Origin of the sequence: Limosilactobacillus sp. (assembly GCF_051873075.1) — a bacterium.
Taxonomy (GTDB): Bacteria; Bacillota; Bacilli; order Lactobacillales; family Lactobacillaceae; genus Limosilactobacillus.
The window spans coordinates 2,855-28,008 of sequence record NZ_JBJEEM010000007.1 but is presented as its reverse complement, the minus strand read 5'-3'; the positions used below and the strand labels follow the sequence as shown (position 1 = coordinate 28,008).

The following is a 25,154-nucleotide window of genomic DNA, read 5'->3' as shown; positions in this document are numbered from 1 at the left end:
CGTTTTTTGACAATGATCTCACAAATCGGCCGAACAAAAAAGAACGCGCTCCAGGTGACTGTATTTAGCCATCAGAAGCGCGCTAATGCTTTTCAACTTTAACTATTTATTCATCTTAACCAAGACTGGCTTAGCGGTACCAGAGTTCTTGATCTTCATCGTCAATTGGCCCTGGTGAGCGCCAATCGTAACGTCATCACCAACCTTGATCTGCCCATCCAGCAGAGCGGTACTCAGGCTATCCTCAACGTAGTCCTGAAGTGCCCGCCGCAGTGGCCGGGCCCCATAAGCTGGATCGTACCCAACCTTAGCAATCTCGTCAATTGCCGCCGGGGTAAGCTTCAAGTTAACCCCCTGCTCAGCGATCCGGGAGGTCAAGGACTTGGCCATCAGCTTAACAATCTGGTGCAATTCCTTCTTATTAAGTGAATGGAAGATGATCGTTTCATCAATCCGGTTAAGGAACTCTGGGCGGAAATGCAACTTCAACTGTTGCTTGATCGCCGCCGCCATGGCATTGTAATCCTGGCTCATGTCCTTGGCGCCGAAGCCGACCTCCTTCTCGTCTTGCAGCTGAGTTGCACCTAGGTTGGAGGTCATGATGATGATCGTGTTGCGGAAGTCGACTTTACGTCCCTTGGAATCAGTCAGGTAACCGTCATCTAAGACCTGCAGCAAGAGGTTGAAGACGTCCGGGTGAGCCTTCTCTGCTTCATCCAGAAGAACAACGGAGTACGGGTGCTGGCGAACCTTCTCAGTCAACTGGCCCCCCTCGTCGTAGCCCACGTAGCCCGGTGCCGCACCGATCAGGCGGCTGGTGCTGTACTTCTCCATGTACTCGGACATGTCGATCCGGATCATGTTGTCCTCAGAACCAAACATCGCCTCGGCAAGGGCCTTAGCCAACTCAGTCTTACCGACCCCGGTTGGGCCGAGGAACATGAAGGAACCAATCGGCCGGTTCGGATCTTTGAGGCCGCTGCGGGCCCGCCGAATGGCCTTAGCCACGGCACTAACGGCCTCTTCCTGGCCGATCACCCGCCGGTGGAGAACCCGTTCCAGATTAACCAATCGTTCACTCTCGCTCTTCTTCAACTGGGTCAATGGCACCCCGGTCCATTCAGCAACAACCTTGGCGACATCTTCGCCGGTAACTTTCAAGCGGTAACCATCCTTCTCCGCCGACCGCTGTTCCAACTTCCGCTTTTGCCGTTCCAACTCGGCCTTCAGCGTCAATTCGTCCTGCCGCAGCTGGGCAGCCTTGTCGAAGTTTTGGTTCTCAATCGCCGTTTCTTTGGCAGAACGCAGGTCGTCCAACTTGCTCTCAAGGGATGGCTGCTGGTCTCGCTTCTCTTCCGCGTCGATCCGAACCATGGCAGCCGATTCATCCATTAAGTCGATGGCCTTGTCAGGCAGGAAGCGGTCGGAAATGTAACGTGAAGACAGCTTAACCGCTTGTTCCAGAGCATCATCCGTAATTTTAACGTGGTGGTGTTCCTCGTACTTTGGCCGTAAGCCCTTCAGAATATGGAGGGCCACTTCTGGTGTTGGTTCATCCACCTGCACGGTCGCAAACCGCCGTTCCAGGGCTGCATCTGATTCAATGTGTTTCTGGTATTCGTCCAAGGTCGTGGCCCCAATTGTTTGCAATTCACCACGGGCCAGTGCCGGCTTCAGAATGTTGGAAGCATCGATGGCCCCCTCGGCACCACCAGCACCAATCAGGGTGTGCAATTCATCGATAAAGAGGATGACGTGCCCGTCATTTTGAATCTCCTCGATGACTTTCTTCAATCGGTTTTCAAACTCACCACGATACTTGGTGCCGGCAACCAGTGACCCCATGTCGAGGACCATTAACCGTTTGTCAGCTAGCTCTTCGGGAACTGTTCCCTCAACCATCCGCTGGGCCAAGCCCTCGACGATCGCTGTCTTACCGACCCCTGGTTCCCCAATCAGGACCGGGTTGTTCTTTGTCCGCCGACTCAGAATCTGAATGACCCGCTTAATTTCCTTGTCCCGGCCAACCACCGGATCCAAGCGTTTAGTCCGGGCCAGTTGGGTCATGTCACGAGCCAGCTTGTCCAAGGTTGGGGTCCCAGCCGACTGGTTATTGTTGTCTTGGCTGGCCCGGCGCCGTACTTGACTTTCGGAAATTCCTAACCGCCGCAGGGTCACTTTGCGTACCTGTCGCGGCAAGACATCTAAGCTGTACAGGATCCGTGACGAAAGGACGCCTTCATCCGCAATTAAGGCCAACAACAGGTGCTCGGTCCCGATCTTCAGGGCATGCATCTGTTGGGCTTCACGCCCGGCCAGTGCCAGGACCTGCTTAGCCTTTGGTGAGTACGGCAGGTAGTCGGCGGGCCCCAGGTCATCCATTGTCCCGTAGCCAATCAGGCGCTCGATCTCTTCGCGAATATCGTCACTTGTAATTGAGAACTGTTCAAAAATCTTATTGGCGATCCCGTCTTTGTCCATCGACAGGGCCAACAGCAGGTGCTCAGTCCCCACCGCTTGGTGCTTAAAGTATTTTGCCTGTTCATGAGCAATTGCTAAAACGTGCTTAGCGCTAGGTGTAAACATGTTATCCATCTGCAATCATCCTCTAACTTTCATACCGTAATCGATTAAGAAACGAAACTAAAATCCGTGCACGGAGTTTGTTCTCCATATTGGTATCATCAACTGCTAAAGTCTGCTTCGATAGTGCCACCAGCATCAGATCGCCCTCGCGTTGTGAAATCACTTTCTCGTTGTAGAGCGTTTGAATAATTGCAAACGCATCCCGTTCACGAATTGACTCGCCAATTGCTTGGACCAGTGAGTTTAGCACATCTACGTCGCCAAGTAAATTAACTCGCTCGATGCGGATGTAACCCCCACCACCTCGTTTACTCTGGACGAGGTAGCCGTTTTGAATGGTGAATCGGGTTTTAATCACATAGTTGATTTGTGATGGAACAACGTTAAAATGATCAGCAATTTCAGAACGACGAATTTCGATCTGGGTGTCGTCACCAAATATTTCCTTGAGATATGCTTCAATTATATCCGAAATACTTCGGTTTTCCATTTCATCGCCCCCATCATCTGACTAATCTTGACCATCATTTTATCATATTTTCCTATTTTCTGCCCGTCAGACACCCTGAATACAAAAAGAGCCATAGGAAAGTTTAATATTTCCTACAGCTCACAATTTATTAACGCGAATTCAACTAGTCTTCAAGGCTGAAGTCAACAACGTTCCGACCAACAACCTTGTTATCCTTCAGTTCTTGGATCATGTCATTGATTTCTGAAAGCTTCCGGGTCTTAACGATTGGGTGAACCTTACCTTCAGCACCGAATTGGAAGCATTCTGCCAGGTCTTGACGAGTACCAACCAATGAACCGGCAACGATGATCCCATCAAGAACCGTCTTGGCGATGTTCAGCTTCATGTCACCTTGTGGAAGGGCAACGGCAACTAAACGGCCATCTGGACGAAGGGAGTTAACGGCTTGGTCAAAGGCAGCGGTCGTAACGGCAGTAACAACTGCGGCGTGAACACCGCCAACCTTTTCTTGGATCTGTTCATCAACATTGTTATCATGACGGTTGATGCAGATTTCAGCACCGTTTTCCTTAGCAGCCTTCAGCTTGTCTTCGTTACCATCAACGGCGATAACGTGAGCACCGAAGACGTTGTGAGCAAATTGGATACCAAGGTTACCAAGACCACCAGCACCAACGATTGATACCCATTGACCAGGCTTGATGTCGGCAACCTTCAGTGCCTTGTACATCGTAACACCGGCACAAGTCAGTGAAGTAGCTTCAACTGGGTCAAGGCCTTCTGGAACCTTAACAGCGTAGTCAGCTGGAACGATGCATTGTTGTGCCATAGCACCATCAGCGGTGTAACCGGCGTTCAAGACGTTCCGGCAAAGAGTTTCACGGCCAGTCAGGCAGTATTCACAGTGGCCACAGCCCTTGAAGAACCAAGCGATTGATACCCGGTCCCCGACCTTCAGAGAGGTAACACCAGGGGCAACCTTGGATACACGGCCAACACCTTCGTGACCGATAATCCGGCCTGGCTTCTTACCGAAGTCACCGGCGGCACAGTGTAGGTCGGTGTGGCAAAGACCACAGTATTCCATATCAACTAAAGCTTCACCTGGCTTGAGGTCACGAAGCTTAACGTCCTTAACAGTAACGTATCCATCTACTGGATCATTAATAACAGCAGCTTTCATAAGGTAAAATCTCCTTCTCAAAGACATGTTCTACTTTTCACAATTATTATAATAGCAGAACCCCCTTCGTTTTTAAAGGCTATTTTCTAAGTTTTTTGTCACAGCTAATAAACCATTTGCTATTAAATCGGCAATGATAGCGCTACTACTGGATTGGACCAATACAAACCAATTATAAAGATTAAATTATCTCACTAACTAAAAGTAATAAGATTGTGAAGCAATCACAATAATTATTGGGGCAAACCGTACAAGATACGGACCGTCGCTCGGTCGTTTTTGGTGATTCCAGTCTTGATATTGCGGGGAATCATCACACTGTGCACGTATTCTGGAGCATGAGCCAAACCAAGGGCATGTCCCAGCTCGTGTTCAGCCACCTCTGTTCTAAAGGTCCGGCTGGTGTAGTCCAGCTGCCCCGCATCCAGGGTTGAGCGTGCCCGGATCATTGCATGGGTATCTGGATTATATTCGGTACTGGTCGACCCAAGCTGGGATGACACATAACCCACCGTGGCCGTCGGGGCCGAAGCAGTCAATGAACCATCCTGAGCAATGATGTCCGCTTGTTCTTCGTCTTGGCACCAGCTAATGTGCACCGCTCCGGTTTTGTTCCAAGCCTTCACTGCATTCCTGAAGGCGATTTGCAGCGCCTTGTCCTGAGTTTTCATGTAAATTTTCAACTTTCTCGTCGGCCAGCGGTAACCTTCGATCGGGAGCGGGGTGCTGGACGGAATGCGGAGCGTCCTTTCACCCGCACGAAGCGTTTGGGCAGAGTTGTCCCCCGTTGACTGGGTATCCGCACTGAAGGCTGATGGCTGGCCGATTGGAGAAGGTTGGTCGGCATGCACCGGTATCCCCATCCCTAAACTGACTATCGCAATGCTGAACAGCAATAAAAGACGTTTCACGATTTCCCCTTCTCTACTATGTAGTTGCCACCAATGATGAGCCATTTCGAGCCTGTGATCAACAATTATGGCTGACCAAACTCGTTGTAACATTTTTTAATCTTTCGGTAACTTAATTTTAATTGCTCTAATGCAGCCTTTATTGATATTATAGAAACAACATTCTTTATACAAATATAACAAAAGGGAGATTCAACCTATGTCAAAGCGTCTTAATGATAAAGTAGCACTGATCACCGGTGCGGCGAGCGGTCAGGGTGCAGCTGAACTGGCCCTCTTTGTTAAGGAAGGAGCCAAGGTGATTGCCACCGATGTCAACACCAAACTCCTCAACCAACACGTCGCTGACTTAACTAAGGAATACGGCGATGTCGTCCTGCCACTAAAGCTGGATGTTAAAAAAGAAGAAGACTGGGTTGAGGCCGTTGCCCAGGGACTCAAGAAGTTTAAGAAGATCGACATCCTGGTGAACAACGCCGGGATTGGAATCACCGATAACACTTCCGGACTCACCGACTCAACGGTTGAGGACTGGCACCTCTTCATGGATACCAATGCCATGGGTCATTTCTTGGGAATGAAGCACGTTGTTCCTGAAATGAAGAAGATTGGCGGCGGTTCAATCATCAATATCTCATCCTTGGCTAGTGTCCAAGGGATCGCCGGGGCATCACCTTACACCGCCTCCAAGGGGGCCTCACGGGCGTTCACCAAGGGAGCCGCGCGGGACCTCGGCAAGTACAACATCCGGGTTAACTCTGTCCTGCCCGGCTGGATCGTGACCCCGATGATGCAAGCCTTCACACTCAACAAGGCTCTTCTCGACTCGCTGATTGCTGGAATTCCGCTCGGCCACCTCGGCGATCCCGAGGACGTCGCCTACCCGGTTCTCTTCTTAGCCAGTGATGAGGCCAAGTACGTCAACGGAGCCGAACTGATCGTCGACGGCGGACAGTCCGTCCGGGGTTAGTTCACCATTCAAATTATTACTTACAAGCTCAAAAGGCCATCCAGAACTTCGGCTAATTCTGGATGGCCTTTTTTATTTAACGTGACATGATACATTGTCAGTAATGATCATTATTCCGGCTCGTATACCAGGTGGTCGTTAACGAATGACTTGAAGCCCTGTTCAGCCAGCTCACGACCGTATCCGGAATGCTTGACCCCGCCAAACGGCAACTCAGGAAGCGATGCCCAGCCGGAATTGATCCAGGTCATCCCGGTGTCAATTTGGGCGGCAACCTGCCGGGCACGGGCAATGTCGGTACCAAAGACCGTGCTTCCTAAGCCGTAGCTCGAATCGTTGGCCAGCGCAATCGCCTCTTTTACATCATGGTACTTGTAAACGGCCATTACAGGGCCAAACATCTCCTGGTCAAAAATCGGGTTGTCCCGGTCAATATCCGTTAGAATGGTCGGCATGAAGAACTGGCCAGCCAGCCCCTTCACCGGCTGATTACCGTAAACGACCGTCGCCCCATTTTCAATCGCCAGGTCAACCTGCTTTTGCAGCTTTTCCTTGGCCTTCTTAGAGTTCATTGGTGCCAGGGTGGTGCTTGGATCCATCGGGTCCCCCATCTTTACGTTGCTAAAGATTTCCTTAGCCCGCTTCAAGAATTCATCATAGAGGTTGTCCGGAATGATGAAGCGTTTCGATGAGGTGCATACCTGACCGGCATTGTACAGCCGGGCCGCAAAAATAACATCCGTCAATTGGTCAATGTCTGCATCAGGCAGGACGATAAAGGCATCGTTGCCACCCAGTTCCATCGTGCTCTTCTTCAGGCTCTTAGCGGCCTCCGTCGCCACTGACCGGCCACCACGTTCGGATCCGGTAAGGCAAACCCCTTGGACCCGCTTGTCGGCAATAATCTGCCCGACCTGATCATAATCCACAAACAGGTTGGTTAAACTACCTGTGGGGGCGCCAGCCTCACTCACCAAATCAGCAAATGTCTGCGCCGATGTTGGACAGTTGGAGGCATCCTTTAGCACCATCGGATTTCCCGCTAAGAAGTTCGGGATGAAGACCCGGGCAATTTGGTAGAATGGGAAGTTCCACGGTTCAACAGCCATCAGGACCCCGGTCGCCTGGTGCAAAACATAGGCATTCCCGGACGCAGTATAGATCGGGGTCGGTGCTAAGAACTCGTCTGCCCTTTGGACGTAATAGTCACAAAACGAGGCACAGAGTTCGACTTCACCTTCCGCCTCGCCGATCAGCTTCCCCATGTCGTGGGTGATCAAAGCCCCCATCTCATGCTTCTTTGCCCGCAGCAATTCTCCCAGCCGAGTGATGATCTGTTTGCGTGCTTCCAGTTCATCGCCGTTGCGCCAGCGCAGGTAGAGCTCATAGGCCGCTGCGAGGGTCTTTTCCACCTCTTCATTTGTCGTTTGCGGATATTCGTGTTCAATTTCATTCGTATACGGATTAACTGTCTTATAAGCCATTTTACAATCACCTTTCCTATTTCCTTGCTAGTATATCTTATTTCACATTGTAAGCGTTTCCCGCAATTTCACAAGTGTTTTATATCAACGTTCAATCATACACATGTATCAAAGCTTGGAAAGTATTAGTTTCTTTGTGAAAAAATTTTTTATATTTATAAATTTCACAAAGCATAGCAACAACACAAAAAGCCGTTTTGACAACAACCAGTGCTGTCAAAACGGCTTAATAGTATCGGAAATACAAGATTCGAACTTGCGACCTCTGCGTCCCGAACGCAGCGCTCTACCAAGCTGAGCTAATTTCCGAAAAAAATAAGCGCCACACCCATCTCAACGAGATAACTGTCACGCTTTAATGATGCACCCAGAAGGAGTCGAACCTTCAACCTTCTGATTCGTAGTCAGACACTCTATCCAATTGCGCTATGGGTGCATAAGAGCGGAAGACGGGATTCGAACCCGCGACCCCCACCATGGCAAGGTGATGTTCTACCACTGAACTACTTCCGCATATTAGGTTCTTGACACATTTCGTATCAACAGTTATAAATGATACACGATCAAGCGAAATTTGTCAACAGCTTTTTTTGATTAATTTCAAAAGCTGAATGCGGATGAAGGGACTTGAACCCTTACATCAAAAGATACAAGATCCTAAATCTTGCGCGTCTGCCAATTCCGCCACATCCGCATATGGAGGATACAGGGCTCGAACCTGTGACCCTCTGCTTGTAAGGCAGATGCTCTCCCAACTGAGCTAATCCTCCGAAAGAATTAATTAAACTGAAACAAATCAGCTTAATTAATATAGCATTATTTTGATTTCCCGTCAACCACTATTTAAGATTTAATTCTTCCAATTTTTGATCAATCATTGCCAAAACCTGCTTAGCCGCCTGCGGATCTTCGACAAAGTCATACTTATCGCCGTCGATCAGCATCTTTGGACTCTCGTCGTACTGTTTGTACCAGTCAACGTAACGTTCGTTCAGGTTCTTGTAGTAGTTGTACAGCGACGGATCGTTAGCAATCTGTTCATATGAACGGCCGCGCTTCTTAATCCGCTTCAACATGGTGTCAAACGAAACCTGGATGGTAATCAAAAGGTTCGGTGCCTTCTGGTGAACTTGATCCGGCAACTCCTCCATCATGTTGTCCAACAATGATGAGTAGATATCGGACTCAGTCTCCGTGGCCCGGCCCATGTCAGCGTTCAGCTTAAACAGGAGTGCATCCTCGAAGATCGACCGGTCCAAGACGTTTAAGTCGTTACTGTATGAAGACTTGATCTCGTCTAGGCGCTTGTTCAAAAAGTAGATCTGTAGCAAAAAGCCGTACTTCTTCGGGTCCTTGTAGAAAAGCGGCAGGATCTTGTTTCCCTCAACGGATTCGTAAAATGCCTGGCTGTGCAGATGGTTAGCTAAGAGTTGCGTCAAGCTGGTCTTCCCAGCACCAATTGTTCCGGCTAAAGCAATCATTAATCATTTTCCCCTTCATAGTTAGAGTCTTTAAAAACACACGAATACAATTTTAACACTAAAAAAGAAAATGGCCACCCGAAAGTGACCATATTTTGTGGTTAATAATTATTTATCCTCATCATCTGGTGCTACGTACTTTTCACCCTTGGTGCTCCGTGACAGGTCCACCTCATCCAATGGAATGATGTGGGTCCGGTAACGAACCTTGTAGTAGATGAACAGGATCAAGAAGATCGGCACACTCATGTATGAAATAGCAATGTTTTGCCAGTCCAACTTGATGAAGGCATCCACGTTTTGTCCACAAATCACAATGAAGCAGAGGACGAAGGCGAAGATTGGCCCAAATGGGAAGAAGGATGACCGGTACTTCAGGTCGTTCAGGTCGCGGCCCTGGGCAAGGTAGGCCCGGCGGAACCGCCAGTGCGAGGAGGCAATTCCCAACCAGGCAATAAATCCACACAATCCAGAGGCGTTGATCAGGTAGTTGTAGGCCTGAGGACCAATAAATTGGGTCAGGTAAATCAAAGTCGAAACCAGCATCGTCCCGAGCAGGGCGTAAATCGGAATCCCCCGCTTGTTGACGTAGCCAAAGAAGCGCCATGCGTACCCTTCACGAGCCTGGGAGAAGAGCATCCGTGTTGAGGCGTAGAGCCCGGAATTGGCAGAGGAAACCACCGCCGTCAGGATAACCGCGTTCATGACACTTGCGGCAACGGCCAGCCCAGCCCGCTTGAAGACAATCGTGAACGGACTCATCGTAATGTTAGAGACGTTCTGGTTCAGCAAGTTCTTATCCGTGTACGGTAAGATACATGCAATCACAAAGATCGTGCAGATATAGAAGATCAGGATCCGCCAGAAGGTTGAGTGAATAGCCTTGGAAACCGAAACTTCTGGAGTAGCCGCTTCACCAGCAGTGATCCCAACCAATTCTGTCCCCTGGAAACTGAAACCGGCGATCAGGAAGACGCTAATGATGGCTGGAATCCCACCGACAAACGGTGCCTTCTTGTAGTGGAAGTTGCTGACTCCCACGGCATGACCACCCATGATTCCAAAGATGATCGCCACCCCGACAACCAGGAAAACAATCACGGTTACGATCTTGACCAGGGCCAGCCAGTACTCCGTTTCACCATATGAACGAACGGAGAGGTAGTTGATCAAGAAGATCAGCGCCAACACGGTGACACTGAAAATCCACTGGGGAACCGACGGCAGCCAGTAATTCATAATGATTCCGGCGGTCGTCGCCTCCACCGGGATGGTAACGGCCCAGTTCAGCCAGTAGTTCCACCCCATGGCAAAGCCGAGGGCCGGATCGATAAACTTAGTAGCATAAGCGGAGAAGGACCCGGTCAGCGGCATGTAGGTCGCCATTTCCCCGAGGCTGGTCATCAAGAAGTAAACCATCATCCCCATCACAATATAGGCAACGAGGGCCCCACCAGGTCCGGCGGTTGAGATCGCTTCACCACTGGTGATAAAGAGTCCGGTCCCAATCGTCCCCCCGAGGGCGATCATTGAGAGGTGACGCGTCTTCAGCGACCGCTTAATGTGGCCGGTGGAGTGGTCACTTTGACTTGTTTCTGCCATATAACTCATTCCTCCAAATAGTAAATAAAAAAGTCTTCCAACGGGACACCCATCAGAAGACCTGGTAATAACCACGGTAGTTCTTTTTTGGAAGCGCCCCGCATTTTAAGCGACAGTCCATGACTTCTTCAATCATGGCCCAACAGCATGCCGGAATAAGCCGGCCGCTGTTTCGGCATCCCTTCCTTTCAGCCGCCGTCCGGTGCTTACTCACCTGTTGCGGACTACTGATAAGAGATGCAACCTCTTCATTGTTTTCTAATTATACTCTAATATTTGATCAGTGCAAGGACTTTTTGAAAAGCCATTTTCCCTGCTCGCCATCATCGGTCTCCTTAGTGAAGCCATTTTTGATCAGGACCCGCTGCGAACCGATGTTGTCATCATCCACCGTCGCCAGCAGCGTCGCCCCGGGATGCAGCCAGTCACAGAGGAGGCCCACCGCCGCCGTCATGATGCCCTGGCCCCAGTCGGCGTGGCGAAGAAGGTAGCCAATCTCCCAGCATTCGTCAGCGACCGGTTCAAGGGTTATTACCCCGACCACCTGCTGGTCACGACGGATCGTCAGCAGGTAGACACTCTTCATCAGCATGGCAACGGCCGTGGGGTCGGGAACAACCATCAGGTGGGCCCGGCGCTGGACGAGCGGGTCGGCCAGGATTTGAGCGATGGCCGCACTGTCCTCAGGAACAGCCACGTTAATTTTAATTTCCGTCATTGTTATCCCCTCCCTAAATAAAATAAGACCGGTAAGGAAGCCATGTTCTTCGCCGGTCTCAATAATCGTTATATTTCAGAAGTTGATAGGAACGAAATCTCTCGTAGCCGTGGTGCCCAGGCCACGTAGAGCCACTCCGCTACCTGAAGCCAGGCATAGGCCAAAAGCATGGCACTGATCGTATCAAATGGCCAGTGGGCGTATAAGTAGACCCGGGAAACCGCCAGGAAGAAGACCGCAAAGACGATCAGCAACTGGCAAATCGTCCGGGTAGAGTGCTTCCTGATCAGCGGGATCACAATCAGCAACAGAATGGCGGCCACCAGGAAGATTCCCAGAGTATGGCCACTTGGAAAACTATAACCGTCGTCGGCAGCAAGGTGCTGTGCCGGCCGGGCCCGCTTAACAAAGTGCTTGAAAATTTCACCAAGAACATCACCGCCGATGATTGTTCCAAGCGCCCATAGTGCCGGAATCTGATAGTGTTTGATCCATAACACGACTGCAATGATAACTACCCAGAGCAGGTCCATCTTGGGGCTCGCCAAGAATGACAGCAGGGTCATCAGGGCGTGGAACCAGCCCACGCTTTCAATCCGCTGCCCGGTAAACAGCGACTGCAGGACGGCATCAATCATGGTCGCGACCGCTGAATTAAACTTAATAAGCAGCATTAAAATGATAAAAGCACCGCCACTAATGGCAAACCGCCACCACCGGTGCTGATCACGTTCGATAAACATATTGAATCTCCTATTTTTTATTTAACATTAACTGAGTATACCACACTGCCCAAGTATCAACGGTCCTTTTTCACAATTTTCCAGTGGTGGTAGTGAATGATCCGGTTTAATAACTCTCCGAGCCCAAAGCCCAAGGTAATTGCCCCCACGATCACCACCACCTGGTAGAAGTAGACCGTCACCAGGTGGTAATTCCCGATGGCGAAGTTACGCACCATCTTATAGGCCTGCCCGCCGGGAACAAAGGGCACCAGGGCCGGAACTTCAAAGACGATTGTCGGCATCTTCTTGTGCTGAGCAGCCCAACGACTGCACAAGGCAATCAGGATGGCCGCCGTCAGATTGCTGAAGGCCAGCCCAACCGCGTCCTGATAATACATCACCCAGTAGATCACCCAGACGCCACCGCCGATGATCCCAGCAACGTTATAGGCTCGCACCGGGATATGGAGCAGGATCCCGAAGCAGACCGTCGAGATGTAGGAGAGGAAAAATTCGAGCAGCAGGTTCATCCAATAATGCATTTTCCCACCCCCTAAGCAAAGTGCAAGACAATCACGATCGCACTGCCGATTGAGACCGCCGTCAGGACCGCCTCAATCCCCCGGGTTGGGCCACTGATCAGGTTCCCCGATACCAGATCACGGGCGGCGTTGGTCAGAGGAATTCCCGGAACCAGCGGCATCACGGCCCCAATGATGATGTCGTTGACGTTGTGGGCCCAGCCAAGTTTGACCATCAGGACGGCGAGGAAGCCAATCACCAAAGACGAGCAGAACTCCCCGAGGTACTGGATCTTGAACTTGCGAATCACGTATGAGAAGACGGCATAACCAATCCCGCCAGCAATAAAGCCCGCCCAGGAATCACGGTAATCACCGGTAAAGACAATCATTAGGGCCATACTTAAGACAGCGGCCGCCAGGGCCTCCACCAGGTTCTGGTAACGGTACGGGCCCTGGTTATCCACCCACTTCAACTGGGCATACGCCTCGGGCAGGGTGATCAGCCCTCGGGACATTTCCCGGGAAATTTCGTTCACGGCGGTCACCTTACTCAGGTCGTTTTTCCGCCGCCGAATGTTCATCACCAGCGCGTTGGGGAGGTTATTGGCACCGAGAACGATGCCGGTCACCGTCGTGAAGGCCTGAAAGTCTTGGAGACCCGCCGTTTTGGCCATCCGGTGCAGGGTATCGTTGACCCGTTCCATGTTTGATCCGTTTTCAATCAGGATCCGTCCGGCCAGCGAACATGTTCGCAGTGCCAACCGCCGCCGTTTCTTCGTTAGCATGTGCCCACTTCCTTTAAAGTTAGATCTATAATAAAAAAGTACCACTAACAATTCACATTGTCAGCAGTACTTTTCAGATCTTCACAACCGGGAAGTGGCTACTACTTGATAAAAATATTGTGGGCCGCCTTGTAGGAAACGCTGATTGGCTGGGAATCGCCGTCCTTAGTAATCACGATTGGGCCCTCAAATGGTTCGTGGCGGACCACCTTCACCTTGTCCTGCGGCCGCAGCTTGAGTTCCTCCAGGTAGGTCAGCAGCTCATGATTATCTAGGAACCGCTCCAGCTCAACTTCTTCACCATCCTCGGCATCCGCCAGCAAGCGATGACTGACGTCCGGGAAGTGGCCATTGGCAGCGGGAATCACCCCGCCATGGGGACAGTTTTGCGGATGGCCGAGGAAGTCATCGAGGGCCGTGGCCAAGCGATCACTGGTCTGGTGTTCGAGGACTTCGGCTTCCGGGTGAACATCCGCGAAGTTATAGTGTAGTTTGTCCACCAGGAAGGTTTCCCAAAGGCGGTGCTTACGGACCAATTCGGCCGCATAGCGCTGGCCCTTGGCCGTCAGTGCGATGCCGGCATACGGTTCGTGAACAACCAGGCCCTCATCCGCCAGTTTGGAAATCATCTCGGTAACGGACCCGGCCGCAATGCCGAGGCCCAATGAAATTTCTTTGTTCGATACCTTTTTGTGACTGCCGCCAAGCTCAAAAATAATTTTTAAGTAGTCTTCCTTCATTGGAGTCAATATCAATTCACCTCTAGAAAAAATTTCGGCCTTCGAACGGTCACGAAAATATACTCCTCATCCAATATTGAACATAATAATATTATAGCATATCATGAAAGGGTAGTTTGGAAACCCTAACTTTTTGGTTAGTTACATTTAGCCATTATAATGCTATGGGATTAAAAATTGCAACGCATATACTATTAAAGGAGCGACCATTAATATGGAAGAAAAAATCACCGGTAAGCGTTTCTTAGCGGTTACCCTGTTGAACGTTTTAATTACCATTGTTGAAATCATTGGGGGATTGGTTTCCGGCAGTCTGGCCCTTTTGTCCGACGCCTTCCACAACATGGGCGATTCGTTCTCGATCGTCCTCGGCTACTTTGCCCAGCACATCGGCGGCCGGCCGGAAACCCGGCAGCGAACCTATGGCTATCGGCGGGCGGAGATTCTCTCGGCCCTCACCAACAGTCTCCTGCTGATTATTATCGCCATCTTCCTGATTGGGGAGGCGATCCAGCGGCTGGACCATCCCCAGCACATCAACGGTGGGATCATGCTGACTGTCGCCATCGTCGGGTTGGTCGCCAACCTGGCGTCAGCCCTGCTGCTGCATTCCGGCAGTCACGACAGCCTTAACGTGAAGGCCACCTACCTCCACGTCCTAAGCGACGCCCTCTCCTCAGTCGCCGTGATCATCGGCGGGCTCATTCTGACCTTCGTCAATGTTCCCTGGCTCGACCCGGCACTGACCATCGCGGTCGCCCTCTACATTGCCTACGAATCCTGGCCAATCATTGTCCAGACCATCAAGATCCTGATGCAGGAATCACCCGACCTGGACTACGAGAGCATTGCCAAGGACATCAAACAGGTTAAGGGGGTCGAGGATGTCCACCACGTCCATGCCTGGATGATCGATGAGCACCGTATCATTTTCTCTGCCCACCTCAATTGTCAGGACCTGCCCCTCAGCAAGGTGGAGGGTATCTATTCCCAAGTTGAGGACATTCTCCACCAAAAGTACGGCATCTGCCACATCACACTGCAAGCGGAATGCTCCCGGGGACGCGACGAGGAACTCTTCAACACCCCCGTCGATGCAGAACGGGTTATCAAGGATGGCGGCTACAAGAAGCACCAGCACTAAGCCCAAGATTGACAACAGAAATTAAAAAAGGACCGCGACATGGCTACTGCCCGTCGCGGTCCTTATTTATATATAGACTAGAACAGTTTCCCGACTCCATAGTGGATCGTGATCGTGATCAGTCCAATAATGATATTCCGGATAACAGCGATCTTGACCAGGCCGTTCCCCAGCTTGGAACTGATGTACCCGGTCAGGGCACTAGTCAGGATGACCGCCAGAATCACTGCGTACCACTTGTAGGCTTCCGGCGCAAAGGTCATCGCCATCAGTGGGAATATCCCACCAGCGGCTGCACTGAAGAGGGATGAGAAAGCCGCGTCCCACGGGCTCAGGAAGTGGCCCAGCTCAATGTCGTACTTGACCCGGACCATCGTCTCAAGGGGTTTCTTGCCCAGGAGGTCCTTGGCAATTGCCAACGAGGTCTCCGGGGTAACGCCCTTGTTGACGTAGTACTGCTTGACCGTCGCCAGCTCGCCTTCAAAATCCGTCTTTAGCAAACGCTCCTCGGTGTTGACCGCGGACTCCTCGGTATCCCGCTGGGTAGAAACGGAGGCGTACTCCCCGCATGCCATCGAAAAGGCACAGGCCAGCAGGTCCGACAAGCCGGCGATAAAGATCGTAAACCGGTTGGACGTAGCCGCCGCCACGGAGACCAGCACCCCGACAACCGTCAGGATCCCGTCGTTAGAACCGAGGACCCCGGCCCGGAGCGTGTTCAGCTTTTCTTCCATCGTTTGTTTCTGTCGTTTAATTTTAGCCATGAACACTCATCTCCTTTAGCGGGCAAACAATTGACCAATCAGGTAGGTCACGCACATCGTCAAAAGGCCGGCCGTAGCGTTCCGCAGCATTGACTTAACCCGGTTAGCCTTGCTCAGTACGGCCGCGAAGTAACCAGTAATCAACAGGGCGATCAGGACCGCAATCATGGTGGCAAAGATCCGGATATTTTCCGGCGCCATCGTCACTGCCAGCATCGGTAAGATTGAACCCGTTGGGAAGGAAATGAAAGAGGCAATCGCCGCCGCATAGGGACTGGTAAATTCTTTAGGATTAAAGCCGTAGCGTTCCTGAACCACGGTCGACAGGGCATCTTTATCCATCAATTCCTTCGTGGCCTGCTTGGCCAGTTTCGGATCGATATCCTGTTTCTCGTACTGCTTCTGCACGTAATTAAATTCCTGCTGATACTGATCTTCCAAGCGCTGACGCTCACTAATTAAAGCCATCTTCTGCGAGTCCTTCTGGGTAGAAACCGACACGTATTCACCCATGCACATGGAAATCGTTCCGGCCAAGCTCCCCGACAGACCGGAAATCAAAATTGAATAAGGATTACTGGTTGCCGCAGCCACCCCAATGACAATTCCGGCAACGGAGATAATCCCGTCATTGGCCCCCATCACGCTCGCACGCAGGACGTTGACCTTCTGGGCCAATGACATCTTTTTCTTTGGCATAATCTCGCCTTCTCTTTTCTAGTTTAGAATCATTATAACATTAAAAATGCTAGTTACAACCATTTCAATTGAAAATATACAGCCAGTTTAGAAATGTTCAAAATTATTGTTGTATGGAAAAAGAGGCTGAGAACTAACTCAACCTCTTTTGCATTGCGCCAATCAGGACCAGCTTTTATTCGTAAGTTTGCACCGCCGTCGTCCGAATAACAAAGACGGAGGTTCCCGCATGACGGGTCATGTAGGAAGCCTGCGAACCAACGGCCTTCCGGTTGCCCCACTTACCAATTGAACCGACAACCAGCAGATCAGGCTGAAAGGCCGGAATGACGTGGTTGCAGATCCGTTCAGCCGGCCGTTCACCATGATCAACGATTGCCGTGATCTTCTTTGGATCAACGCCGTAATCAATCGCCGCTTGGACATATTCGTTGATCCGCTTACGCAGTTCATCTTCACTGCTGTGGACATAGTCCTTATCTAAAATTTGGTAAACGCTGACGTGTCCCGTTTCAAGGATGGAAACGATCCCGATTTCAGAACCGTCACGCTTAGCTTTATCAACCGCATAGGAAAAGGCGGCCCGGGCATCCGGAGCGTCATCAACCCCAACGAGGATTCGCTTGAACTTCTTTGGTTTAATTTCGAACATTAGTATACCCCTCTCTATGTTCTCATTTAACGATGAAAGCATTTGTCGCTCGTCTTCGTTAAATTACACCCTTTATGTTACTACTTATCTGCTGTTTGTAAATAATTATTTTGGCTATCCTAAAACAAAAGTCGTATTAATCATACTTTTCCATAGTAGAATGCTAAATTGCCTTTTGACGCTCTTTAAGACGCGAACTATAATTGAGGGGATTGTGCCGATTACAAGGTCATAATTAAGTTTATGTGGATTGGGGAGTATATACCTATGTCAATGATCGAATTCCATAATGTGGAAAAATATTATGGCAAATTTCACGCACTAAAAAATATCAATCTGACAATTGACAGCGGGGAAACCGTTGTCTTGATTGGGCCATCTGGTTCTGGGAAGAGTACCTTGATTCGAACCATCAACGGATTGGACCCGATTCAGTCCGGCCAGCTGATCGTTAACGGCTACGATCTGTCGGATAAGAAGACCAACATCAACAAGATCCGGCGGGAAGTCGGCATGGTCTTCCAACACTTTAACCTCTACAACAACAAGTCCGTTCTTGAAAACATCATGCTGGCCCCACGGATCGTCCTTAAGCGTCCTGAGGATGAAAATCGGGAATTGGCAATGAAGTTACTGGAAAAGGTGGGACTGGCTAACAAGGCGGATAACATGCCCGCCCAGCTGTCCGGGGGTCAAAAGCAACGGATCGCCATTGCCCGCAGTCTGGCGATGAAGCCGAAGTGCCTGCTCTTTGACGAGCCAACCAGTGCGCTGGATCCCGAGATGATCGACGATGTCCTTGACGTCATGAAGGACATCGCGGAGAACTCTAACATGACAATGCTGGTGGTCACTCACGAAATGAGCTTTGCCCGTGCCGTGGCCGACCGGGTTATCTTTATGGCAGACGGCCAAATCCTAGAAGACGATACCACCGCCAAGTTCTTCGGTGACCACCCCAGCACTAAGCGGGCGCAGGAGTTCATGAGTAAGATTAGCGGACACATCATGTAAGGGGGCCGCATTATGAAAAGATTATGGCACGTTTTGGGACTAGGCGCCTTACTGACAGTAACCCTGCTGACCCTCTCCGGCTGTGGCCAATCCGTGGCCAAGCAGGATGTCTTGAAACAAGATGAACAGAGCAAGCAGATCACCTGGGGGGTTAAGTCTGACACCCGCCTGTTCGGCCTAGAAAACATCCGGACCGGCCGCCTGGAGGGCTTTGAGATCGACCTGGCCAAGGCAATGACCAAGAAGATCCTCGGGCCAGATGGCAAGTGTGTTTTCGTACCCGTGACCAGCGGGACCCGGGTCCCCCTCTTGAAGAATGGTAACATCGATGCCATCATGGCCACCATGACCATCACCCCGGAGCGGGAAAAACAGGTCGACTTCACCCACTCTTACTTTGACGCCGGCCAGTCACTCCTGGTCAAGAAGGGCAGCCCGATCAAAAACATCAACGACCTAAACCACTCCGGCAAGGTCGTCCTCGGGGTTTCGGGTTCCAACTCGGTAAAAAACGTGGCTAAGTACGCTCCTAAAGCCCGGGTTCTCCAGCTATCCGATTACGCTCAAGCGATGACCGCTCTAAAGTCTAAGCAGGGAGACGCCCTGACCACGGATAACGGGATCCTGTACGGGATGGCCGCCGAAAATCCCGGCTATGAGGTTGTCGGGGGCAACTTTACCAAGGAGCCCTACGGAATCGCCGTCAACAAAAACCAGGACCGCTTCCGCAAGAAACTTAACTGGGCCCTAAAGGAAGTTGAAAAAGACGGTACTTATAACCGCCTCCTTCTCAAGTGGTTCGGTAACGTCAAAGGCTTTAATTATCAGGAGATGAAACGCTAATGGCTAATCTAATTGCAACACAATGGCACCCGCTGTTGACAGGACTGCTCAACACCCTCCTCTGCAGCATCATCGCCCTCATCGGCAGTCTGATCATCGGAACATTTTTTGCGCTCCTTGAGATCTCTGAGACCCGCGCCCTGCGGATCATCGGGCGGGTCTACGTCGAAGTTTTCAGAAACATTCCCCTGCTGGTCATCACGATGGGCTTCTTTCTGATCGTTCCCATGTACATCGCTAAAATCAATGGTTTCACCGCCGGAACCATCGGATTGACCCTCTACACCTCCGCCTTCATTGCGGAAACGGTCCGGGCCGGAATCAACTCGGTTGAAGGCGGCCAGCTGGAGGGAGCCCTCTCCAACGGGATGACCTACCATCAGGCAATGCGCTACATTATTCTTCCCCAGGCCTTTCGAGTCGTCATTCCGCCATTGGGCAACCAGTTCATCAACTTGGTCAAGAACTCGTCCGTGCTCGCCTTTGTAGCCGGCTTTGACCTGATGTATCAAGGAAACTTGATTGCCAACGATACCCTGCAGACGATTCCGACCTATTTCATTGTCGGCATCATGTACCTGATCATCACGCTGCCGCTCAGCTACTACATGCGGCACCTGGAAAAGAAACTGGCTTAGGAGGTGAACCTTAATGCAAAACTTTATTGATGCCTATTCCTGGATCAACATCCGCTTCCTCCTGCAGGGGCTGTGGATCACCATCGAGATCTCCGTGGCCTCGATCGTAATTAGCTTCATTATTGGTACCCTGTTGGGGGTCATCCGTTACGAACAAATCAAGTATTTCTCCGCAATTGTCGGCTTCATCATCGATATCATCCGTAACCTGCCCCTTTTGTTGATCATCTTCTTCACCTACTTTGGCCTGCCTAACATTGGGATCAAGCCGGAGATCATCCCCGCAGCCATCATGGCAATGTCAATCTTTGAATCAGCTATGGTTGCCGAAATCGTCCGTTCCGGGCTTAACTCGATCGATAAGGGACAAACTGAGGGCGCGCTGGCCAATGGACTGACCCGGTGGCAAGCCCTCCGAATCGTAGTCCTGCCGCAAGCAATTAAGAACATGACGCCAGCCTTGGTCAGTCAATTCATCTCACTAGTCAAGGATACCTCACTGGCCACCATCATCGTCCTGCCGGAATTGATGTACCATGCCCAAATCATCTACGGGCAGAACACCAACTACATCATCCCGATGTTCGTTGCTCTGGCGGTTCTCTACTTCATCGTCTGCTACTCCTTATCATTATTGGCAGACTACCTGCACCGTCACCTCGCTTAAAGCCCAACTAAAAAATGCTCCTGATACCGTTCAAATTGAACGGTATCAGGAGCATTTTTATTAATATTGAATCATAAAGCCAAAGTGCTGGTCCTCACCGGTGAGCCGGGCAACGTGCCGTTCCATTACCTTGCGGCGCTGGCCAAACATCATCCAGATGGTAATGCCGCCAAAGACTGCCAGCTCGATGAGCACACTAACCCAGTCCGTCCAGTTAGTGGTCCCCTTCATTAAGCTGGAACCGGTCACAACAAAGCTCGTCCAGTCTAAGAGGCCGTGCATTGCCATGGTCAACCAAAGCTGACCCGTATAAACATAAACCACGGCAAAGAAGAGACCGAGGGCAAAGGCGCTGATTGCTTGCAGAATCGTCATATCCCAGTGCTGGAGCATGGCATTTGACAGGTGGGCCAGGCCGAACAAGAGGGCACTGGTGACAATTGCCAGCGGCAGGCGCTGTTTGACATTTCGCCAGGCGTAGAAGAGAATCCCCAGAATCGCAAAGCGGAAGAGGGTTTCCTCCATCACTCCCGCCTCGAAGGCCGACATCGTCAGTTGCCAGCTGATTAAATGCACATTTGGCCACTGGCCGATATTGACCCCGGTGAATACGAGATCAACTACCACCAACCCCAACAGAATCCACCAGTTGAAGTCGCCGCTCCAGTGGGGACGCAGGCCGGGCCAGGATAGCTTCCACGCCCGCATGGCCGTCGTCATCAAGACAAAGTAGGCGACCGTGCCGACCGCACCAGTCGACAGGGTCAACAGCAGAAAGTGGTTGTCGATCAAGTTAGTCGGCAGCGCCATCAGCGGTAAAAAGACCACCGGCACGGTCCAAAAGGCAAAGATGAATCGCTCAATGCTGAAGGTCAGTTGAGCACCAATCACACTAGCAAATGGAGCAAACATGATGAAGTAGTAGGCGATCATCAAGGTTATCACTCCCCGGGATGGGAGGTGCAGAAGCACAATTATTTCCCGGGTAATAACGTCCCACGCCAGAATCAGGATCAGGGGTTGGGTCAAGGTCTGAAGCCAGGCGTTGAGCCGTTTGATGATCGGGGGAAGCTGCTCCCACAGTTCAACCACCAGGGCAATTGTAAGAATAATCACCGCTACCAGCAGGAATGCCGCAATCCGATGACGATCAAACTCATAGTTTCGAATCGTCATCATCGCAAGAATTAGTAAGGTGGCACCGATCTGTACCCGGTACCAGATTTTTAGGTAATCACTTCCAGACATCTGGAGTTCCTTCCTCTCTAAATTGAGTTACAAAATAATTGCTACATCGATGATACCAGAAAAGCGGCGGTTATTTAATTGAAAAGACGAAAAAAGGCTTGTGATTGCTAAATTAGCATTCACAAACCCTTTGCTATCGGCTACTTGCTAGCAACCGGTGCTTTTTCATTTTTCTTGCTGTGATGGCGCTTGTTATTCGAACGGTGTTGCTTGTTGCCGCCATTGTTATTTGTCTGACGACTCTTTGCGCCTTCTTGCTGCCCGTTCTTGTGGTTGGAATGACGGTAGTGATGATTTTCCGCCCGATTATCGCCGTTCAAGATGGTAATCATCGGAATAATCACGGGCTTCCGACCTGTCCGGTCAAAGAGCAGTTTCTGCAACCGGCTGACAATCGTCCGGTTTAAGGCCCGCTGGTCGACTACCTTATGGTTCTTGAAGGTGTTCAAGATTGCCCAGAAGACTTCGTGGTTAGCGGCCTTAATCAGTTCCTGAGATTCGTGCATGTAGACGAAGCCGCGGGAAACGATGTCTGGTCCCGCCACGATCTGGTAGTCCTTAAGGTCAACCACAGCAATGGCAGTAACGACCCCTTCTTCAGACAGGAGGCGCCGCTCGCGGATCTCGGGGTTGCCGACCGTGTCACCGGCGTCACGACCATCGATGTAGACGTCAGATACACTATCGATGTGGTCTGCCAGCCGGCAAGAATCCTTGGTCAGGGCCAGGACATCCCCGTTTTCGAGGATGAAGCAATTTTCCTTCTTCACGCCCGTCATTTGAGCCAGCTTGGTATGAATCTTCTGCATCCGGTATTCACCGTGAACCGGCGCGAAGAACTTTGGCTTCATCAGCCGCAGCATGAATTCCTGGTCGATCTGACCACCGTGTCCAGAGGTGTGGATGTTGTTGACGTAACCGTGGATAACCGCGGCTCCGTCTTCTTCCAACTTGTTGATCAACGCGTTCACGCTGGTCGTGTTTCCTGGAATCGGGTTACTAGAGAAGACCACCGTGTCACCAGGCTGAATTGAGATCTGCCGGTGGGTACCGTTGGCAATCCGGCTCAAGGCCGCCATCGGTTCACCTTGGGACCCAGTACACATGATCAGGACCTTCTCCGGTGGATAATTGTTAATCTCATTCTGGTCAATCAACGAATCCTCCGGGATATTCAAGTAGCCCAGTTCCTGTCCCGCGGCAATCGCATTTTCCATGCTCCGACCGAAGACCGCAATCTTCCGCCCCTGCGCAATGGCCGCATCGGAGGCTTCCCGCAACCGGTAGACGTTCGAAGCAAAGGAAGCAAAGATGATCCGTCCCTTGATCCGTTCGAAGATCCGCCGAATGTGAATATCAACCCAGCGCTCAGACTTGGTAAATTGTGGCCGCTCGGCATTGGTACTATCGGAGGTCAGCAATAAGACTCCGTCAGACCCCAGCTTAGCCATCTGTTGCAGGTTCGGGCCGGGAAGGTTGCCGACCGGGGTCAGGTCAAACTTGAAGTCCCCCGTCTGGACAATCGTCCCCTGCGGCGTATGAACCGCTACCCCAATTGTGTCAGGGATGGAGTGAGTCGTCCTGAAGAAGCTGACCCAGAGCTTCTTAAAATGAACTTCATCAAATTCATCGATCTCGTGCAGTTCGGCATTGCGCAAGAGGTGCTTCTCATCCAGCTTGCCCTTGATCAGTGACATTGCAAATGGGGTCGCGTAGATCGGAACGTTCACCTTCTGAAGGAAGAACGGCAATCCCCCAATGTGGTCTTCGTGCCCGTGGGTGATGAAGATTCCCTTGATCTTATCCTTGTTTTCAATCAGGTAGTCGTAGTTCTGGATGACGTAATCAACCCCCAGCAGCTCATCTTCAGGGAAGAGTACCCCACAATCGATGATGATGATCTCATCTTGGAACTGGACACAGTACATATTTTTACCAATTTCGCCAAGGCCCCCCATGGCGTAAAAGGCAACTTCGTTATTCTTGATTTTTAACTTTGCCATAATACCTTTCTTTCCTTTTTATTTTATTAGCGTGACTATACTAACGGAAAATAAGTAAACCAAAAGAACCGCTTGCGAATTGGCAAGGACGGCTAATTGCTATTCAGTTATCTTATTTTGGGTTAATTTTATTCGTACGTAAAACTATTTTTATTTTACCACAAGTCCCAAAAGCAAGTATAGTAAAAAAGACCGCGAAGCAACTTCGCGGTCTTTGAAATTTCAGTGTTAATCTTCGCTTGGCAATTGCTCTTCCTGGTCTTCCCAAGCAACGTCCCAGTCCACGACCGGTTCACCATCTTCGTGGTAGAGCACGTCGTTGAGCTGTTCCATGATTTCAACATAGGAATTCTTGGACAGGCGGTAGCTTTCGGCAACTAACGCACTGTGATCCATAAACTTATTCAGGTTAAGTATTTCATTAATCGTCCCCATGGCACCATTAGAAACCTTGGCACTCAGGATTTCGAGGCTGTCGCGCCGGTACTGCTTGATGTAGTAGTTGATAAACGACTTCAAAGCGTGCTCCTTGGCTTCAGCACTCAGGTCAGAATAATGTAATCCTTCTTCACTCACGAAACTCGTCCCTTTCATAATTAAGATAAAAACTCAATTACACCATACCACAATAATCCGCTGAGGTTAACTAGTCTGTGGTGCGGTCGCGCAGGTGAAGGGTGGCCTTGCCGTCCTGGTCGACTCGGGCGTAGACCTCCTTAGTCGGGTCATCATCGAGCTGGCCGAGCAGCACCAGGCCATCCCCTTGGTCGTCTTGTTCAATCGATTCAATCCGTTCCTCAATAAAACGGCGAAAGGTCTTTCCCAATGCCCGCCGTTGTTGTTCCTTTTGGACGGCGACCTGCAGGGTGTAGCCCTCATCAAGGTAAAACTTGATGGTACGAACCTGGTAAGCTGTCAGCAGGCTAAAGTGGTGGTTTTTGTTCTGCTGGTCCTGCTGGGAATGAATGTAACCCTTGCGTTCCCAATACCGGAGCTGGCTTGGCGATACCCCGGTTACCTTGGCAAGCTCCGTCATGCCGATCTTGATGTCATTGCTCTTAAAGATTTCCCGAAACTGTTTTCCTAGTGCATCCATATACTTTCCTCCATAGTTTACAGTACATATTATCATTTAATTCGTTTATCTTGTCAAATTATTTGACAATGGTGTCACAGCGTATTATCATTTAATCCGTGATTTTTGTTAAATTATTTGGCAAAGATATTAAATAGTACTATATTTTTCACATTACTTAATTTGCGAAAAGAGGTTTTTACTTGTGAATCACGACGAACAA

25 protein-coding genes, 5 tRNA genes and 1 riboswitch are annotated in these 25,154 nt (G+C 50.6%); of the genes, 6 read left to right on the top strand and 24 right to left on the bottom strand.

Going from position 1 to position 25,154, the window contains the following annotated elements; genetic code table 11:
* Positions 1-102: 102 nt before the first annotated feature.
* The 4 genes from ACI31J_RS01545 to ACI31J_RS01530 form a co-directional block, all read right to left on the bottom strand.
* The gene (locus ACI31J_RS01545; protein WP_439772710.1) at positions 103-2,595 is read right to left on the bottom strand and encodes an ATP-dependent Clp protease ATP-binding subunit; all 2,493 of its coding nucleotides are present in this window, start codon (positions 2,593-2,595) and stop codon (positions 103-105) included.
* Between the two features lie 13 nt (positions 2,596-2,608).
* On the bottom strand, positions 2,609-3,076 hold the full coding sequence (locus ACI31J_RS01540; RefSeq protein ID WP_439772709.1) for a CtsR family transcriptional regulator: 468 nt from the start codon (positions 3,074-3,076) through the stop codon (positions 2,609-2,611).
* A gap of 145 nt (positions 3,077-3,221) precedes the next feature.
* On the bottom strand, positions 3,222-4,244 hold the full coding sequence (gene adhP / locus ACI31J_RS01535) for an alcohol dehydrogenase AdhP (RefSeq protein WP_439772708.1): 1,023 nt from the start codon (positions 4,242-4,244) through the stop codon (positions 3,222-3,224).
* A 233-nt stretch (positions 4,245-4,477) separates the two neighbouring features.
* Entirely contained in the window at positions 4,478-5,155 is a 678-nt protein-coding gene (locus ACI31J_RS01530) for a matrixin family metalloprotease (protein WP_439772707.1), read from the bottom strand.
* A 199-nt stretch (positions 5,156-5,354) separates the two neighbouring features.
* Here ACI31J_RS01530 and ACI31J_RS01525 point away from each other — a divergent pair, with 199 nt between their 5' ends.
* On the top strand, positions 5,355-6,125 hold the full coding sequence (locus ACI31J_RS01525) for an SDR family NAD(P)-dependent oxidoreductase (RefSeq protein WP_439772706.1): 771 nt from the start codon (positions 5,355-5,357) through the stop codon (positions 6,123-6,125).
* A 110-nt stretch (positions 6,126-6,235) separates the two neighbouring features.
* Here ACI31J_RS01525 and ACI31J_RS01520 read toward each other — a convergent pair whose 3' ends face one another.
* From ACI31J_RS01520 to ACI31J_RS01460, 13 genes are all read right to left on the bottom strand, one after another.
* Positions 6,236-7,609 (bottom strand): NAD-dependent succinate-semialdehyde dehydrogenase, encoded by a 1,374-nt coding sequence (locus ACI31J_RS01520; RefSeq protein ID WP_439772705.1) that lies wholly within the window; start codon positions 7,607-7,609, stop codon positions 6,236-6,238.
* Between the two features lie 235 nt (positions 7,610-7,844).
* Positions 7,845-7,918, bottom strand: a tRNA-Pro gene (locus ACI31J_RS01515).
* A gap of 53 nt (positions 7,919-7,971) precedes the next feature.
* A tRNA-Arg gene (locus tag ACI31J_RS01510) sits at positions 7,972-8,045 on the bottom strand.
* Between the two features lie 5 nt (positions 8,046-8,050).
* Positions 8,051-8,122 (bottom strand) — tRNA-Gly (locus tag ACI31J_RS01505).
* 99 nt (positions 8,123-8,221) lie between these two features.
* A tRNA-Leu gene (locus ACI31J_RS01500) sits at positions 8,222-8,303 on the bottom strand.
* Positions 8,304-8,306: 3 nt separating this feature from the next.
* Positions 8,307-8,379, bottom strand: a tRNA-Val gene (locus tag ACI31J_RS01495).
* 69 nt (positions 8,380-8,448) lie between these two features.
* Positions 8,449-9,090 carry a deoxynucleoside kinase gene (locus ACI31J_RS01490; protein ID WP_439772704.1) on the bottom strand — a complete coding sequence of 214 codons (642 nt, stop codon included), beginning with the start codon at positions 9,088-9,090 and terminating at the stop codon, positions 8,449-8,451.
* A 108-nt stretch (positions 9,091-9,198) separates the two neighbouring features.
* On the bottom strand, positions 9,199-10,692 hold the full coding sequence (locus tag ACI31J_RS01485; protein WP_439772703.1) for an amino acid permease: 1,494 nt from the start codon (positions 10,690-10,692) through the stop codon (positions 9,199-9,201).
* Positions 10,693-10,775: 83 nt separating this feature from the next.
* Positions 10,776-10,949: riboswitch (Lysine riboswitch) on the bottom strand.
* Positions 10,950-10,972: 23 nt separating this feature from the next.
* Positions 10,973-11,410, bottom strand: coding sequence for a GNAT family N-acetyltransferase (locus ACI31J_RS01480; protein WP_439772702.1), 438 nt, complete (start codon positions 11,408-11,410; stop codon positions 10,973-10,975).
* Positions 11,411-11,478: 68 nt separating this feature from the next.
* A complete protein-coding gene (locus ACI31J_RS01475) occupies positions 11,479-12,153 on the bottom strand; it encodes a phosphatase PAP2 family protein (protein WP_439772701.1) in 675 nt (224 codons plus the stop codon).
* Between the two features lie 56 nt (positions 12,154-12,209).
* Positions 12,210-12,677 carry a threonine/serine exporter family protein gene (locus ACI31J_RS01470; protein ID WP_439772700.1) on the bottom strand — a complete coding sequence of 156 codons (468 nt, stop codon included), beginning with the start codon at positions 12,675-12,677 and terminating at the stop codon, positions 12,210-12,212.
* 11 nt (positions 12,678-12,688) lie between these two features.
* A complete protein-coding gene (locus tag ACI31J_RS01465) occupies positions 12,689-13,444 on the bottom strand; it encodes a threonine/serine exporter family protein (protein ID WP_439772699.1) in 756 nt (251 codons plus the stop codon).
* A gap of 101 nt (positions 13,445-13,545) precedes the next feature.
* Positions 13,546-14,193: a metal-dependent transcriptional regulator gene (locus ACI31J_RS01460; RefSeq protein WP_439772698.1), complete on the bottom strand. Its 648-nt coding sequence runs from the start codon at positions 14,191-14,193 to the stop codon at positions 13,546-13,548.
* Between the two features lie 205 nt (positions 14,194-14,398).
* Here ACI31J_RS01460 and ACI31J_RS01455 point away from each other — a divergent pair, with 205 nt between their 5' ends.
* Complete coding sequence (locus tag ACI31J_RS01455) at positions 14,399-15,328, top strand: cation diffusion facilitator family transporter (protein WP_439772697.1); 930 nt, start codon at positions 14,399-14,401, stop codon at positions 15,326-15,328.
* A gap of 77 nt (positions 15,329-15,405) precedes the next feature.
* Here the strand turns inward: ACI31J_RS01455 and ACI31J_RS01450 are convergent, their stop codons facing one another.
* The 3 genes from ACI31J_RS01450 to ACI31J_RS01440 all read right to left on the bottom strand — a co-directional run bounded on the left by ACI31J_RS01450 (position 15,406) and on the right by ACI31J_RS01440 (position 17,443).
* Positions 15,406-16,092, bottom strand: coding sequence for a VIT1/CCC1 transporter family protein (locus ACI31J_RS01450; RefSeq protein ID WP_439772696.1), 687 nt, complete (start codon positions 16,090-16,092; stop codon positions 15,406-15,408).
* 15 nt (positions 16,093-16,107) lie between these two features.
* Complete coding sequence (locus tag ACI31J_RS01445) at positions 16,108-16,791, bottom strand: VIT1/CCC1 transporter family protein (protein ID WP_439772695.1); 684 nt, start codon at positions 16,789-16,791, stop codon at positions 16,108-16,110.
* Positions 16,792-16,966: 175 nt separating this feature from the next.
* Positions 16,967-17,443, bottom strand: a complete 477-nt coding sequence (locus ACI31J_RS01440) for a universal stress protein (protein ID WP_283594810.1) — start codon at positions 17,441-17,443, stop codon at positions 16,967-16,969.
* 267 nt (positions 17,444-17,710) lie between these two features.
* Here ACI31J_RS01440 and ACI31J_RS01435 point away from each other — a divergent pair, with 267 nt between their 5' ends.
* From ACI31J_RS01435 to ACI31J_RS01420, 4 genes are read left to right on the top strand one after another with little or no spacing between them, the layout of a single operon-like run.
* The gene (locus ACI31J_RS01435) at positions 17,711-18,457 is read left to right on the top strand and encodes an amino acid ABC transporter ATP-binding protein (RefSeq protein ID WP_439772694.1); all 747 of its coding nucleotides are present in this window, start codon (positions 17,711-17,713) and stop codon (positions 18,455-18,457) included.
* 12 nt (positions 18,458-18,469) lie between these two features.
* Entirely contained in the window at positions 18,470-19,300 is an 831-nt protein-coding gene (locus tag ACI31J_RS01430) for a transporter substrate-binding domain-containing protein (RefSeq protein WP_439772693.1), read from the top strand.
* Positions 19,300-19,938, top strand: a complete 639-nt coding sequence (locus tag ACI31J_RS01425; protein ID WP_439772692.1) for an amino acid ABC transporter permease — start codon at positions 19,300-19,302, stop codon at positions 19,936-19,938. Before ACI31J_RS01430 ends, ACI31J_RS01425 begins: the two co-directional genes overlap by 1 nt.
* 13 nt (positions 19,939-19,951) lie before the next feature.
* Complete coding sequence (locus ACI31J_RS01420) at positions 19,952-20,605, top strand: amino acid ABC transporter permease (protein WP_439772691.1); 654 nt, start codon at positions 19,952-19,954, stop codon at positions 20,603-20,605.
* 60 nt (positions 20,606-20,665) lie between these two features.
* Here ACI31J_RS01420 and ACI31J_RS01415 read toward each other — a convergent pair whose 3' ends face one another.
* The 4 genes from ACI31J_RS01415 to ACI31J_RS01400 form a co-directional block, all read right to left on the bottom strand.
* Entirely contained in the window at positions 20,666-21,853 is a 1,188-nt protein-coding gene (locus ACI31J_RS01415; protein WP_439772690.1) for a lysostaphin resistance A-like protein, read from the bottom strand.
* Between the two features lie 140 nt (positions 21,854-21,993).
* Complete coding sequence (gene rnjA, locus ACI31J_RS01410) at positions 21,994-23,856, bottom strand: ribonuclease J1 (RefSeq protein ID WP_439772689.1); 1,863 nt, start codon at positions 23,854-23,856, stop codon at positions 21,994-21,996.
* Between the two features lie 228 nt (positions 23,857-24,084).
* Entirely contained in the window at positions 24,085-24,432 is a 348-nt protein-coding gene (locus ACI31J_RS01405) for a DUF3368 domain-containing protein (RefSeq protein ID WP_439772688.1), read from the bottom strand.
* A 70-nt stretch (positions 24,433-24,502) separates the two neighbouring features.
* Positions 24,503-24,952 (bottom strand): MerR family transcriptional regulator, encoded by a 450-nt coding sequence (locus ACI31J_RS01400; protein WP_439772687.1) that lies wholly within the window; start codon positions 24,950-24,952, stop codon positions 24,503-24,505.
* Between the last annotated feature and the right edge of the window lie 202 nt (positions 24,953-25,154).

Coding starts and splice junctions, on each gene's coding strand:
- ACI31J_RS01545 (WP_439772710.1), bottom strand. CDS start 2,595: ATGGATAACATGTTTACACCTAGCGCTAAGCACGTTTTAGCAATTGCT.
- ACI31J_RS01540 (WP_439772709.1), bottom strand. CDS start 3,076: ATGGAAAACCGAAGTATTTCGGATATAATTGAAGCATATCTCAAGGAA.
- adhP (WP_439772708.1), bottom strand. CDS start 4,244: ATGAAAGCTGCTGTTATTAATGATCCAGTAGATGGATACGTTACTGTT.
- ACI31J_RS01525 (WP_439772706.1), top strand. CDS start 5,355: ATGTCAAAGCGTCTTAATGATAAAGTAGCACTGATCACCGGTGCGGCG.
- ACI31J_RS01520 (WP_439772705.1), bottom strand. CDS start 7,609: ATGGCTTATAAGACAGTTAATCCGTATACGAATGAAATTGAACACGAA.
- ACI31J_RS01490 (WP_439772704.1), bottom strand. CDS start 9,090: ATGATTGCTTTAGCCGGAACAATTGGTGCTGGGAAGACCAGCTTGACG.
- ACI31J_RS01485 (WP_439772703.1), bottom strand. CDS start 10,692: ATGGCAGAAACAAGTCAAAGTGACCACTCCACCGGCCACATTAAGCGG.
- ACI31J_RS01480 (WP_439772702.1), bottom strand. CDS start 11,410: ATGACGGAAATTAAAATTAACGTGGCTGTTCCTGAGGACAGTGCGGCC.
- ACI31J_RS01475 (WP_439772701.1), bottom strand. CDS start 12,153: ATGTTTATCGAACGTGATCAGCACCGGTGGTGGCGGTTTGCCATTAGT.
- ACI31J_RS01470 (WP_439772700.1), bottom strand. CDS start 12,677: ATGCATTATTGGATGAACCTGCTGCTCGAATTTTTCCTCTCCTACATC.
- ACI31J_RS01465 (WP_439772699.1), bottom strand. CDS start 13,444: ATGCTAACGAAGAAACGGCGGCGGTTGGCACTGCGAACATGTTCGCTG.
- ACI31J_RS01455 (WP_439772697.1), top strand. CDS start 14,399: ATGGAAGAAAAAATCACCGGTAAGCGTTTCTTAGCGGTTACCCTGTTG.
- ACI31J_RS01450 (WP_439772696.1), bottom strand. CDS start 16,092: ATGGCTAAAATTAAACGACAGAAACAAACGATGGAAGAAAAGCTGAAC.
- ACI31J_RS01445 (WP_439772695.1), bottom strand. CDS start 16,791: ATGCCAAAGAAAAAGATGTCATTGGCCCAGAAGGTCAACGTCCTGCGT.
- ACI31J_RS01440 (WP_283594810.1), bottom strand. CDS start 17,443: ATGTTCGAAATTAAACCAAAGAAGTTCAAGCGAATCCTCGTTGGGGTT.
- ACI31J_RS01435 (WP_439772694.1), top strand. CDS start 17,711: ATGTCAATGATCGAATTCCATAATGTGGAAAAATATTATGGCAAATTT.
- ACI31J_RS01430 (WP_439772693.1), top strand. CDS start 18,470: ATGAAAAGATTATGGCACGTTTTGGGACTAGGCGCCTTACTGACAGTA.
- ACI31J_RS01425 (WP_439772692.1), top strand. CDS start 19,300: ATGGCTAATCTAATTGCAACACAATGGCACCCGCTGTTGACAGGACTG.
- ACI31J_RS01420 (WP_439772691.1), top strand. CDS start 19,952: ATGCAAAACTTTATTGATGCCTATTCCTGGATCAACATCCGCTTCCTC.
- ACI31J_RS01415 (WP_439772690.1), bottom strand. CDS start 21,853: ATGTCTGGAAGTGATTACCTAAAAATCTGGTACCGGGTACAGATCGGT.
- rnjA (WP_439772689.1), bottom strand. CDS start 23,856: ATGGCAAAGTTAAAAATCAAGAATAACGAAGTTGCCTTTTACGCCATG.
- ACI31J_RS01400 (WP_439772687.1), bottom strand. CDS start 24,952: ATGGATGCACTAGGAAAACAGTTTCGGGAAATCTTTAAGAGCAATGAC.